Source organism: Bradyrhizobium sp. MOS002 (genome assembly GCF_003020115.1).
Taxonomy (GTDB): domain Bacteria; phylum Pseudomonadota; class Alphaproteobacteria; order Rhizobiales; family Xanthobacteraceae; genus Bradyrhizobium.
This window is the reverse complement of record NZ_PYFX01000001.1, coordinates 656,853-669,302: the sequence shown is the minus strand read 5'-3', so window position 1 is coordinate 669,302 and position 12,450 is coordinate 656,853. Positions and strand designations below refer to the sequence as shown.

At 64.2% G+C, this 12,450-nt stretch carries 10 protein-coding genes; 5 read left to right on the top strand and 5 right to left on the bottom strand.

Going from position 1 to position 12,450, the window contains the following annotated elements:
* Positions 1-120: 120 nt before the first annotated feature.
* The 3 genes from C7G41_RS03430 to C7G41_RS03420 all read left to right on the top strand — a co-directional run bounded on the left by C7G41_RS03430 (position 121) and on the right by C7G41_RS03420 (position 5,467).
* Complete coding sequence (locus tag C7G41_RS03430) at positions 121-870, top strand: HugZ family protein (RefSeq protein WP_106941222.1); 750 nt, start codon at positions 121-123, stop codon at positions 868-870.
* Positions 871-944: 74 nt separating this feature from the next.
* Positions 945-3,551, top strand: coding sequence for a CHAT domain-containing tetratricopeptide repeat protein (locus tag C7G41_RS03425; protein ID WP_106941221.1), 2,607 nt, complete (start codon positions 945-947; stop codon positions 3,549-3,551).
* A gap of 299 nt (positions 3,552-3,850) precedes the next feature.
* Positions 3,851-5,467: a phosphoenolpyruvate carboxykinase gene (locus tag C7G41_RS03420; RefSeq protein ID WP_106941220.1), complete on the top strand. Its 1,617-nt coding sequence runs from the start codon at positions 3,851-3,853 to the stop codon at positions 5,465-5,467.
* A gap of 215 nt (positions 5,468-5,682) precedes the next feature.
* Here the strand turns inward: C7G41_RS03420 and C7G41_RS03415 are convergent, their stop codons facing one another.
* Together C7G41_RS03415 and C7G41_RS03410 are read right to left on the bottom strand one after the other, a co-directional pair.
* The gene (locus C7G41_RS03415) at positions 5,683-6,498 is read right to left on the bottom strand and encodes an acyl-CoA thioesterase II (protein ID WP_106941219.1); all 816 of its coding nucleotides are present in this window, start codon (positions 6,496-6,498) and stop codon (positions 5,683-5,685) included.
* 196 nt (positions 6,499-6,694) lie between these two features.
* Positions 6,695-9,211, bottom strand: a complete 2,517-nt coding sequence (locus C7G41_RS03410) for a glycogen/starch/alpha-glucan phosphorylase (RefSeq protein ID WP_199198105.1) — start codon at positions 9,209-9,211, stop codon at positions 6,695-6,697.
* Between the two features lie 230 nt (positions 9,212-9,441).
* Here C7G41_RS03410 and C7G41_RS03405 point away from each other — a divergent pair, with 230 nt between their 5' ends.
* Positions 9,442-9,672, top strand: a complete 231-nt coding sequence (locus C7G41_RS03405) for a hypothetical protein (RefSeq protein ID WP_245446442.1) — start codon at positions 9,442-9,444, stop codon at positions 9,670-9,672.
* Positions 9,673-9,735: 63 nt separating this feature from the next.
* On the opposite strand, the gene C7G41_RS03400 is transcribed toward C7G41_RS03405, so the two are convergent.
* Positions 9,736-10,029 carry a GIY-YIG nuclease family protein gene (locus tag C7G41_RS03400; RefSeq protein ID WP_106941216.1) on the bottom strand — a complete coding sequence of 98 codons (294 nt, stop codon included), beginning with the start codon at positions 10,027-10,029 and terminating at the stop codon, positions 9,736-9,738.
* A 180-nt stretch (positions 10,030-10,209) separates the two neighbouring features.
* Here C7G41_RS03400 and C7G41_RS03395 point away from each other — a divergent pair, with 180 nt between their 5' ends.
* A complete protein-coding gene (locus tag C7G41_RS03395; protein WP_027514353.1) occupies positions 10,210-10,641 on the top strand; it encodes a hypothetical protein in 432 nt (143 codons plus the stop codon).
* A 122-nt stretch (positions 10,642-10,763) separates the two neighbouring features.
* Here the strand turns inward: C7G41_RS03395 and C7G41_RS03390 are convergent, their stop codons facing one another.
* Together C7G41_RS03390 and pyrE are read right to left on the bottom strand one after the other, a co-directional pair.
* Positions 10,764-11,576 (bottom strand): DUF2865 domain-containing protein, encoded by an 813-nt coding sequence (locus tag C7G41_RS03390; protein ID WP_106941215.1) that lies wholly within the window; start codon positions 11,574-11,576, stop codon positions 10,764-10,766.
* 287 nt (positions 11,577-11,863) lie between these two features.
* The gene (gene pyrE, locus C7G41_RS03385; protein WP_106941214.1) at positions 11,864-12,427 is read right to left on the bottom strand and encodes an orotate phosphoribosyltransferase; all 564 of its coding nucleotides are present in this window, start codon (positions 12,425-12,427) and stop codon (positions 11,864-11,866) included.
* Positions 12,428-12,450 lie beyond the last annotated feature (23 nt).

The window sequence follows — 12,450 nt, the reverse complement described above, 5'->3', positions numbered from 1 at the left end:
AGGCTGAAGTGTGACCAAGTTCCACGAAACACGGCAGATTCGCCGCATCTCGACCCATAACCGGGCCCCGGTTTACCCGAAAAAAGGCCCTCCATGCAACCACCTGACCCGAGAAAGCCGATGCAACCGACCTCCGATTTCGACCCCGGAAAGCTCGCCAAATCGCTGCTGCGGCGGTCACGGCAGGGGGCATTGGCGACGTTGATGGCAGGCAGCGGCGATCCCTATTGCTCCCTGGTCAATATGGCCAGTCATCCGGATGGCTCTCCGATCCTGCTGATCTCGGGATTGGCCGTGCACACCAGGAACATCCTGGCCGACAGCCGGGTGTCCCTGATGCTGGATGAGCGGGCGGCGGGCGATCCACTGGAAGGCGCCCGGATCATGCTGTCTGGCCACGCCGAGCCGGCCGATGCGGACAAGGATCTGCTCCGGAGACGGTATCTCAATGCCCATCCCTCGGCGGAAGCCTTTGTTTCGTTTAAGGATTTTTCCTTCTTTCGGATTCGGCCCACGGGAACCCACCTGGTCGCCGGGTTCGGCCGGATCCTCGACCTCAAGCCGGAACAATTCCTCACGGACCTCACGGGGGCCGAGGAATTGCTGGCGGCGGAGCAGGGGGCGGTCGAGCACATGAATGCCGACCACCGCGAGGCCATGGGCCTCTATGCAACAAAACTGCTGGGCGCTGCCGCGGGCGACTGGCGCTGCACCGGTTGCGATCCGGAGGGCCTCGACATGCAGGACGGCCAGGCCGCCTTGCGGCTGGACTTCCCGGAGCGGGTGGCTGATGGCACGGCGCTGCGCAAGATGCTGGTTCGCCTCGCCGGCGAAGCGCGCACCAGGACGGACCAGAGCGCAACACATTGAACGCTGCTGCCCATCGCCGCGACCCAAGTCCGTGATCGGTACCGTAACCGGTCAGAGGCAGCGGCGAGAGTGTCATGGCAGGACGGAATGGACTGGCGCTGATTGCGGGTTTGACGCTCGCGATCACCGCATCGCTTGTCACTCCCAGCTTTGCCCAGAAAGGTCTCGCCGCGGAGAGCGCGCGGATCAACGCACTCATGAGCGCCGGCAGATATTCGGACGCACTGCCTTTGGCGCAAGGCATGGTCGCGAGCCTGGAGAAGAGCGACACCGGGCGCGAACTCGCCGCCGCGCTGAACAACCTCGGCCAGGTTCATGCCGGTCAGGGACACGACGATCTGGCCGAGCCGCTCTACAGGCGCGCCATCGTGCTGATGGAAAAGTCGCTCGGTCTCAAAACCCCGCTGATTGGCGCCGAACTGACCAATCTCGCCGCGCTCTACCAGCGGCAGAGCCGCTATGCCGAGGCCGAGCCGCTGTTCAGGCGCGCGCTCGCCGTTCGCGAGAAGGGACTGTCGCGCGAGCATCCCGATGTCGGCCAGTCCCTCAACAATCTCGCCACGCTCTATGTGAAGCAGCAGCACTATGCGAATGCCGAGCCGCTGTTTCAGCGGGCGCTCGCGATCTACCAGAAGGCCGGCGGCTCTGAGCATCCGGCGGTGGCCACCGTCCTGAACAATCTCGGCCAGGTCTATCGCGATCTCAACCGCGATGCCGACGCGGAAGCGCCGATCAAGCGTTCTCTCGCGATCCGGGAGAAGGTGCTGGGACCGGATCATCCCGACGTTGCCCGCTCCCTCAATAATCTCGCCGGCCTCTACGAGCACCAGCAACGCTACGGCGACGCCGAGCCGCTCTATCGCCGCGCGCTGCTCATCCGCGAAAATGCGCTCGGGCCCGATCACCCTGATGCCATGACCTCGACCAGCAATCTCGCTTATTTCCTCTACGTGGCCGGCCGGACCGCGGACGCATTGCCGTTCGCGGAAACAACGCTTCGGGGCGATCGCGCCGAGTTGCGCGTCGTGTTGCCGGTCCTGTTCGCCGCGCGCCGACAAGATCTGCTCTCCAGGGACAAGGCGCTGGACCAGGCCCTCGCCGCGATCCAGCGCGGCACGCAATCCTCAGCGGCATCCGCCGTGAACAAGCTCGCGGTTCGGCTTGCCGCCGGCAGCGACCGGCTCGCCGAGCTGGTGCGCCGGGACCAGGATCTCGCGGCTGAGTCCGAGGCACTCGACAAGGCGATCGTCACCGCAGTGTCGAAGCAATCCGCGCAGCGCGATCTCGCCGCCGAGCAACGCAGCCGCGCGCGGATTGCAACGATTGCCAACGAGCGTGCGGGCTTGCAGAAGACGCTCGCGGTCGAGTTTCCCGACTACGCGTCGCTCTCCAATCCCCTGCCGTTGACAGCAAAGGACATCCAGCTGTTGCTGTCGGCCGACGAGGCGATGGTGCTCTACTCCGTCGTCGACAAGCAGAGCTATGTCATCGCGATCACGCGCGAGGGCGTCGACTGGAAGGCCATCCCACTCGGCGCGGATGCGTTGACGCAGAAGGTGACGGCATTCCGCAAAGGACTCGACGTCGGCAAGGTGCGCGACAAGCCGCGCGATGCCTCCGGCAAATCCGGATTGTTCGATCTCGCGCTCGCCAACGAACTCCATGTCGCGCTGCTCGGTCCGGTCGAAGCGTTGACAAAGGACAAGCGCAGCCTGCTGGTGGTGCCGTCGGCTGCGCTGACCGCGTTGCCGTTTCATCTGCTCGTCACCGAGAAGCCGCAGGCTGCGATCCCGGACACGCTCGAAGGCTATCGTGGCGCTGCCTGGCTGCTGCGGCGCCAGGCCGTCTCGGTGCTGCCGTCGGTGGTCAGCCTCAAATCGCTGCGGGCCTTCGCGCGCCGGGACCAGAGCGTGAAGCCGATGACCGGCTTTGGCGATCCCGTGTTCAATCCCGCATTGGAAGGGTCCGCCGAGCGACGCGCCGCGAGCGGCAAGGTCGCCGCGCGCAGCATCGCAACCATTGCCTATAGTGATTTCTGGCGCGGTGCCGGCGTCGATCGCGCGCGGCTTGCGCAGGCGCTGCCGCAACTGCCAGACACCGCCGACGAGTTGAACGCGGTGGCCAGGGATGTCGGAGCGGCCGAGGCCGATATTCATCTCGGCCGCGACGCCAGCGAGACGACGCTCAAGCGTGCAGCGCTTGCTCAATACGGCATCATCTACTTTGCCACCCACGGCCTCGTTGCCGGCGACATCAAGGGACTGGGTGAGCCCTCGCTCGCGCTCTCCATTCCCGATCAGCCCACGGAGCTCGACGACGGTCTGCTCACCGCAAGTGAAGTCGCTCAGCTCAAGCTCAATGCGGATTGGGTTGTGCTGTCCGCCTGCAATACCATCGCAGGCGACAAGCCCGGCGCCGAGGCCCTGTCGGGACTGGCGCGCTCGTTCTTCTATGCCGGTGCGCGCGCGCTGCTGGTCTCGCACTGGGCCGTGGATTCGGAAGCTGCCACGCGCCTGACCACGATGACTTTCGAGCTGCTCAAAAACGAACCAAAGATCGGGCGTGCCGAAGCCTTGCGCCGCGCGATGTTAACCTACGTTGACGACACCTCATCACCGCGCAACGCCTATCCTGCGATGTGGGGGCCGTTCGCGCTCATCGGCGAAGGCGAGGTACGATAGGGTGGCTCCATCGTCCGTGGAATTGTATTTGGCATTGTGCGTCGCAACAACCCTAGGAAACGCCGAAACGGACATTTGGTTGCGCGATCATTCCTGATTTTTTTGATGCATCTGCTCACAGCTGACATGCGCGACGTTTGGCGCGGTCCTTGAATAAACCAAATCCCAAGGGATCAGCTTGGCAACGCCAGCGTTCATCAGTATTAGGTCGTTCCAACCGAGGCCGGACGGCCTGTAATCACGGTGACCGCGGCGGCGCCAAGCATGATCGCGCTGAGTGGGTTCTAGGAGGATTTTTCGTGCAAGAGACGGGCGTGCGCAACGGTGCCTTCGGCGCCGACAAATTCGGCTTAAAGAATCTCAAGCAGGTTCACTGGAACCTCGGTGCGCCGCAACTCTATCAATACTCGCTCTCTGCGGGCGAGGCGGTGTTGTCGGCCGATGGCGCACTTTGCGCCGACACCGGCGAATTCACCGGCCGCAGCCCCAAGGACAAGTTCACGGTGCGTGACGCCACCACCGATAAGAAGATGTGGTGGGCCGGCAACCAGTCCATCACCGCAGAGCAGTTCGAGACGCTCTACCAGGACTTTCTCAAGCACGCCGAAGGCAAGTCGCTGTTCGCGCAGGACCTGTATGGCGGCGCCGATCCGGCTTATCGCATCAAGACACGCGTCTTCACCGAGCTCGCCTGGCACTCGCTGTTCATCCGCACGCTACTGATCCGTCCCGAGGCGGTCGAGCTCTCGGCGTTCGTGCCCGAGCTCACCATCATCGACATGCCGAGCTTCCGCGCCGATCCGAAGCGCCATGGCTGCAAGTCGGAGAACGTCGTCGCGATCGATTTCGCCCGCAAGATCGTGCTGATCGCCGGCTCCTATTATGCCGGCGAGATGAAGAAGTCGGTCTTCACCACGCTGAACTATTATCTGCCCGAGCGCGGCGTGATGCCGATGCATTGCTCGGCCAATGTCGGCGCCAAGGGCGACGCCGCGATCTTCTTCGGCCTGTCCGGCACCGGCAAGACCACGTTGTCCGCCGATCCGAACCGCACGCTGATCGGAGACGACGAGCACGGCTGGGGCCCGAACGGCGTCTTCAATTTCGAAGGCGGCTGCTACGCCAAGTGCATCAAGCTGTCGCAGGAAGCCGAGCCCGAGATCTACGCCGCCTCGACACGCTTCGGCGCGGTGCTCGAGAACTGCGTGCTCGACGAAGACACCCGCGTGGTCGATTTCGACGACGGCTCCAAGACCGAGAACACGCGCTCGGCCTATCCGCTCGAATTCATCCCGAACGCCTCGCGCACCGGCCGCGCGCCGCAGCCGAAGAACGTGGTGATGCTCGCCGCCGACGCCTTCGGCGTGCTGCCGCCGATCGCCAAGCTCTCGCCGGCGCAGGCGATGTATCACTTCCTTTCGGGCTACACCGCCAAGGTCGCGGGCACCGAGCGCGGTCTCGGCAACGAGCCGCAGCCGGAATTCTCGACCTGCTTCGGTTCGCCCTTCCTGCCGCTCGATCCATCCGTCTACGGCAACATGCTGCGCGACCTGATCGCCGAGCACAATGTCGACTGCTGGCTGGTCAACACCGGCTGGACCGGCGGCAAATACGGTGTCGGCTCGCGCATGCCGATCAAGGTGACCCGCGCGCTGCTGACCGCCGCGCTCGACGGCTCCTTGCGCAACGTCGAATTCCGCACCGACAAATATTTCGGCTTCGCGGTCCCGACCGCGCTGCCGGGCGTGCCCAGCGAGATCCTCAACCCGGTCAACACCTGGAAGGACAAGGACGAGTTCGACAAAACCGCCCGTGCGCTGGTCGGCATGTTCCAGAAGAACTTTGCCAAGTTCGAAGCCCAGGTCGACGCCGAGGTCCGCGCCGCAGCGCCGGACGTGAAGCTCGCGGCGGAGTAAGCTCGCTTCGCTTGAAATTCAAAAGGGCGGCCGCGAGGCCGCCCTTTTTTATCTTCCTTCTCCCCTTGCGGGAGAAGGTGGCGCGAAGCGCCGGATGAGGGGTTCTCTCCTCGCGTTCAATCGCAAGAGAAGTGCTCGCGGAGAGAACCCCTCACCCGTCTCGTCGCTTCGCGACGAGCCACCCTCTCCCGCAAGGGGAGAGGGGAAGAGCCCGCTCACGCCTTGAAATACGCGATCTGCGTGCTCGTCGCGAGCAGCCTCCCGTTCGGCGACCACAGTTCGGCGTTCTGGTCGGCGTAGCTCTTGTGCATGATCTTGGAATCGGCCGTCGCCAGCACGCGCGTGATGTCCTCGGCCGCGAGCTCTTCGCTGTCCGTGTGGAAATACGTCGTCAGCGACACCGTGCCGAACGGCACCAGTTCGCGCCGCGCGTGGAAGATGCGGCCGAAGAAGGCGTCCGACATCGACATCAGCGACAGCATGTCGAGCTTGCGCGGCGTGCGGTCGCTGATCCAGATTTTCGAATAGGTGCTGGCGAGCTCGGACTTGGGCGGGCCGATCCGCATCTCGCCCTCGACGAAGCGGAATTCATACTGGTTGGCCCAGGACGCCGCGATCTTCGGGAACGGCATCGTCTCTTCGAACGGCTTTGCATCAGGATATTGCGCCACCCTGTGCTCCCAGGACGGCCGGCGTTCGGCGAATACGGCGGAGGCGAGCGTTGCGACCTCGCCGCCGCCTTGCGACAGTTCGACGCTCCAGTGCTGGCTGGAGCGGTTGGCCTTCACCAGCCGCACGTCCAGATCGAACGACCCCTTCGCGATCGGTGCGCAGTAATTGACGGTGAGCGCCAGCGGTTCGCCGGCGCGTTGCGGATGCTCGATCAGCGCGCGCAGGATCGTCGCGGCCGTGATGCCGCCGAACGGGCCGACAAAGGCCCAGTAATCATCGCTGGTGTGTCCCTGCCAGCTTGAATCGCCGGCGGTGACGCGCGTGGCGTCGTCGAAAGGGTGCGGGAGCTTGGCGTGCATCGTTGGTCCTCGGTGCCGACCCGTCGTCATTGCGAGCGTGGCGAAGCAATCCAGCCCATTTCCGCGGAGGCGGTCTGGATTGCTTCGTCGCTGCGCTTCTCGCAATGACGAGCGGTGCGCTGACGGTCATCATATGACAGTCGGCGCCGTCTTGTTCAATGACGTCGCAGATAATGGAAGTCCGTGCCGCGGAAATTCAGCCCGCGACGTCGCGCAGGGTCGGCAGCAGCGGCGTGGTCGGGTTCACCGGAACGTTCCAGATCTCCTCGGCGTATTCGCGGATGGTGCGGTCGGACGAGAACCATGCCATGCGCGCAACGTTGAGGATCGAGGCACGCGTCCAGGCCGGTGCCACCTGCCAGCGCGCATCGACGCTGCGCTGCGCCTCGTAATAGGAATCGAAATCGGCGCTGACCATGTAATGGTCGAGATAGCGCAGCGCGTGCGCGATGGATTCGAAGCGGCCGGGATCGCCGGGCGAGAACTCGCCGGTGCCGATCGCATTGATGGCGCGCTGGAGCTTCGGTGAATTGCGGATCACGTCCGAGGCGTCCAGCCCCTGCTTCCGCCGGATCATCACGTCGCCGGCCTCCATGCCGAAGATCGCGATGTTCTCCGCGCCAACATGGTCGCGGATCTCGATGTTGGCGCCGTCGAGCGTGCCGATGGTGAGGGCGCCGTTCAGCGACAGCTTCATGTTGCCGGTGCCGGAAGCTTCCATGCCGGCGGTCGAGATCTGCTCGGAGAGGTCGGCCGCGGGAATGATCACTTCGGCGAGGCTGACATTGTAGTCGGGCAGGAACACGACCTTGAGCTTGCCGCCGATGGCGGGATCGTTGTTGACGACTTCCGCAACGTCGTTGATCAGCTTGATGATCAGCTTGGCGTAGCGGTAGCTCGCCGCGGCCTTGCCCGCAAAGATCTTCACCCGCGGCACCCAGTTGCCGTTGGGATCGTCCTTGATCGCCTGGTACAGCGCGACCGTCTCGATGACGTTGAGAAGCTGGCGCTTGTATTCGTGGATGCGCTTGATCTGCACGTCGAACAGCGCGCCCGGATCGACCTTGATGCCGAGCCGCTCGCCGATCAGGCGCGCCAGTGCCGTCTTGTTGTGAAGCTTGACTGCGCGGAACTTCTTCTGGAATTCGACGTCGCTGGCGCGGGCTTCGATCAGGCTGAGCTGCGTCGGATCGTCGAGCACCGCATCGCCGCAGGTCTCGCGCAACAGATCGGTCAGCTTCGGATTCGCCAGCATCAGCCAGCGGCGGAAGGTGATGCCGTTGGTCTTGTTGGTGATGCGGCCGGGGTAGAGATGGTTGAGATCGTGAAACACGGTCTCGCGCATCAGGTCCGAATGCATCGCGGAGACGCCGTTGATGCGGTGCGAGCCGACGAAGGCGAGCTGGCCCATGCGCACGCGCCGCCCGCTCCTCTCGTCGATCAGAGAGACCGAGGCGCGGAAGTCGATGTCGCCGGGGGCGCGCGCCTCTGCGAGCGCGAGATGCTGCACGTTGATGCGGTAGATGATCTCGAGATGGCGCGGCAACAGCCGTTCGAACAGCTCGACCGGCCAGGTCTCCAGCGCCTCGGGCAGCAGGGTGTGGTTGGTGTAGGACAGCGTGGCGACCGTGATCTTCCAGGCCTCGTCCCAGCGGAAATTGTGATCGTCGATCAGAATTCGCATCAGCTCGGTGACGGCCAGGCTCGGATGGGTGTCGTTGAGCTGCACCGCGACCTTGCTCGACAGGCTGCGGAGCTGGCCGTCCGATGCTAGATGCCGCTTGATCAGGTCCTGCAGCGAAGCCGAGACGAAGAAATATTCCTGGCGCAGGCGCAGCTCGCGGCCCGCCGGGCTCTCGTCGTTCGGATAGAGGAATTTGCAGATCGCCTCCGCGCGAGACTGCTCGGCGCTGGCGCTGACATAGTCGCCGGTGTTGAAGGCGTCGAGCTTCAACGGATCGGGCGAGCGCGCCGACCACAGCCGCAGCGCGTTGACGTGCTGGCCGCGCCAGCCGACGATCGGCGTGTCATAGGCCATCGCCTGCACGGTCTCGGACGGATGCCAGATCGCGCGATCGCGGCCCTTGTCTTCGACATGCTCGACACCGCCGCCGAAGCGAATGTCATAGATCACTTCGGGCCGCTGCAATTCCCAGGGGTTGCCGAAGCCGAGCCATTCGTCCGGATATTCCTGCTGCCAGCCCTGATTGATGATCTGGCGGAACAGGCCGTAATCATAACGGATGCCGTAGCCGATCGCGGGGATCGACAGCGTCGCCATGCTTTCCATGAAGCAGGCGGCGAGACGGCCCAGGCCACCATTGCCGAGCGCCGCGTCTGGCTCGCATTTGCGCAGCTCAGGCAAGGAGACGCCGAGATCGCCGAGCGCGACCTCGAAGATCTTCAGCAGCCCCATATTGTTCAGCGCGTCGCTGAAGAGGCGGCCGATCAGGAATTCGAGCGAGAGATAGTAGACGCGCTTGCGTCCTGCATCGTAGCTGTGTTTCTCGGCCGTGAGCCAGCGATGCACGATGCGGTCGCGCAGCGCCAGCGCCGCGGCCTGGTACCAGTCGTGCTTGGTCGCCATGCCGGCATCCTTGCCGATGGCAAGGCGCAGCTTCGCCAGGATCGCGCCCTTGATTTCAGCCAGCGCGAGCTCGTCGATGGGCTGGCCGGGGGCGGAGAAATTGGGCTGGAACGATGAATCTTGCAAAGCCGTCACTTCCTGGTCGCGAGAACACTACTGACCCTACGCATCTTGCCCGTGCACCGGAACCGTCGCTGGTGCGACCGTGCACTGCGCTGGCGTAAAATTATGCAAGGAACGGGCCGATTTGGGAACCCGGACGCATACGGGGAAACGCGGATTTGGTGCTAGAATGGCGGCCAATTCAGCCATCAGTGTGGAGGAGACGTCCCATGAAAGCTCTGATGAGACCTGTGATGCGACGGCTGATCGAAATCGCCGCCGCCACCTTCCTCGTCGTCTGCATCGCGGCTTCCAGCGCCGCCTTCGCCGCCGGCAAGATGGGCCGCAGCGCCGACGGCCTCAGCTGCGGCTTTACCGTCCCGCAAAACGCATCCCCCGCCACCCGCTGCGCCGCCATCAAGCGCCAATGCGGCGGCAAGTTTTACGCGAGCGCGTGCGGGGATAGGTTGATGTCGGCGATGTGAGGCTGGTCGCGCGCTATAAAACGGTGTCGTCCCGGCGAAGGCCGGGACCCATAACCACCGCAGTCAGAGAAGATCAGACAGGTCGCGCCAATCCGGATTTTCTTGTTCGATCAGGCGAATCTTCCAGTCACGTTGCCATTCTTTCAGCGCTTTCTCACGTGCGATTGCTTCGGATGGAGTTGCGTATGTCTCGACATAGACGAGCCGCGTCACGCCGTACTTGCTGACGAACTTCGAACCGCGTCCCGAACGATGTAGGGACAATCGATTGCCGAGGTCGTTGCAGATGCCGATGTATAGCGTGCCGTACCGTCGGCTCGCGAGAATGTAGACGTAGTACGCGGCAGGTGCATTCATTGCGCGGCACCCATTTCCGACATGTCTGATAGCGGTGGCTATGGGTCCCGGCCTTCGCCGGGACGATTATGCGGAGATCAGAACAAATTAAGAACACTTTAGCAAGTCTTTGATATATCATTGTGATTCGGCGCGTTGCCGACACAATATCTAGCGTCAGCCAGACTTCGCGAGGACTACATGTCCACCATTGCCTTCGATCAATTTGCCCTCACCAGGATCGCCGATTTCGCGCGGTCGCTGTCGCGGCTGCATCAGGCGGCGCGGCGCTACGCGGTCGACGACGACCAGTTCGACCGCGAGTTCAACGCGGTGTGCCAGTCGATCTGGGGCTACACCATCGACGACGTCAGCGACGATCTGTTCTCGGCCGAGGACCATCTGTTCCTCGACACGCTGGACGAAGCGCATGCGCGCATCTTCGCCGCCGAGCAGGGGTACGACCTCGTCGACGATCAGGGCATGCTCACCGACTGGTGGGGTTTTTGCTGGATGATCCTGGCCGAAAAACGCGGCCTGCTCACGGCAGACAACCGCGCCGCCGCGCGCGCGGCGATCGAGGAGAAATATCTGGCGGCGCCGAATGTGATCGGCGTGATCATCGGAAGGTGATGGTCTCAACCCTCATCCTGAGGAGCTTGCGCAGCAAGCGTCTCGAAGGATGAAGGCCGAGCCGCAGCAGCCGGGCCTTCATGGTTCGAGACGCGCGTTCCGCGCTCCTCACCATGAGGATTTCAATCCAGCCCCGCCCGCTTCGCCGGCTTCTGAGTCTTCGGCACCGTCACGTCGGGCAGCGTCTCGCGCACGATCTCCGCGGCCGGGCTATCCGCCGCCACCGTCTCGGCGCGCACCGGCGCTACCTTCATCTCGCCGAGCCGCGCGCGGACCTGCGCGGTGAGGCCGGGATAGGAGGCGACCGGGGTGAAGTCCGCGGTCTGGTCGTTGCCGACGCGGATGCCGGTATAGGCGACGAGGCCGTCGCTGGTGGCGATCACGTCGCCGGGCTTCAGCGACGAGTCCAGCGCCAGATCGACCGGAGCGAGGCCGACCGGCTCGCGGCCGTTGCAGGTGCAGTCGGCGCGCAGCGCCTTGCGATAGGCGAACGCGTTCTCGCTATCGGCGTAGCGCTCGCCGGCCTGCGACGCCGCGCCGTCGATCGAGGAGCCGAAATAGATCTTGGTCGCGCTTGCAGGACAGAAGGCCTGACACATCTGCGCGGGCGAGGTGAGGCCGCGCATCAGGGGAAAATATTTGCCGTCGCAGCTGCGCACGCAGAACGCCGGTCCCGAGCCGCCGGCCGCGGCCGCACGTGTCGGCGGCACGTATTGCGGGCTTGCGGCATTCTGCTGGCCGGTGAAGGGGTCGGCGTAGGAGCTCGCCTGTTGCGGCACCTCACGCTGCGGCCGCTGCTGCTGCTGCTGCTGCATTCCGCCGAAGAAGAAGTCGAACAGGCCTTCGGCCGAAACCGGGGCCGGAGCCGCAAGCAGCGGTGCTGCCAATGTGGCGGCTGCGAGTATCGCGCGACGCCACCGGCGCGCATGGGACATGACTGTACGCAAACGCTTACTCCACCCGACGCTACCCAACCGGCCGGGACCCTCAGGTCTCAGCACATGATTCACCATAAGGCGGGATGGTAAATGAGCGGTTGAGGGCCCTTTACCTCGCCCCGCTTGCGGGGAGAGGTCGGATTGCATCGAAGATGAAATTCGGGTGAGGGGGTACAGGCCTCACGGCTATCTCATCTGTGGAGAGAGGTCCCTTACCCCAACCCTCTCAGCGCGAGCGAAGCTCGTCGCGACCCCGTAAGAAGGGGCGAGGGGGAAGAAAGCGCTCAAGCCTTCAAGAACTCCGACGCCTTGTACAGCGAGCGGAATGGCAGGCCGGCCGCGCCAAAGGTGTCGTCGGCGCCTTCCTCGCGGTCGACCATGGTCAGCACCTGCACCACTTCCGCGCCGGTCTCGCGCACCGCTTCCACCGCCTTCATCGCCGAGCCGCCGGTGGTGGTGACATCCTCGACGATCACGACGCGCTTGCCCTCCAGCGTCTCGCCCCTGGGCAGCCCCTCGATCGCGAGCTTCGCGCCGTGCTCCTTCGGCTTCTTGCGCACGAAGAAGGCCGCGATGGGATGGCCCTTGATCCAGGAGATCTGCGCCAGCGCGCCGGCAAGCGGCACCGCGCCCATCTCGAGCCCGCCGATGAAATCGAGCTGGTCGTCCTTCAGCGCCTCATAGGTCAGCTCGGCGAGCAGCGTCGCACCCTCCGGGTCGAGCATGGTCGGCTTGAGGTTGAAGTAGAAGTCGCTCTTGCGGCCCGACGCGAGCGTCACCTCGCCGCGGCCGAAGGAGCGCCGGCGGATGATCTCGAACAGGCGGGCGCGGGAGGCTGATTTAGACACGGCGGGCCCTCGGGAGCGTTTTT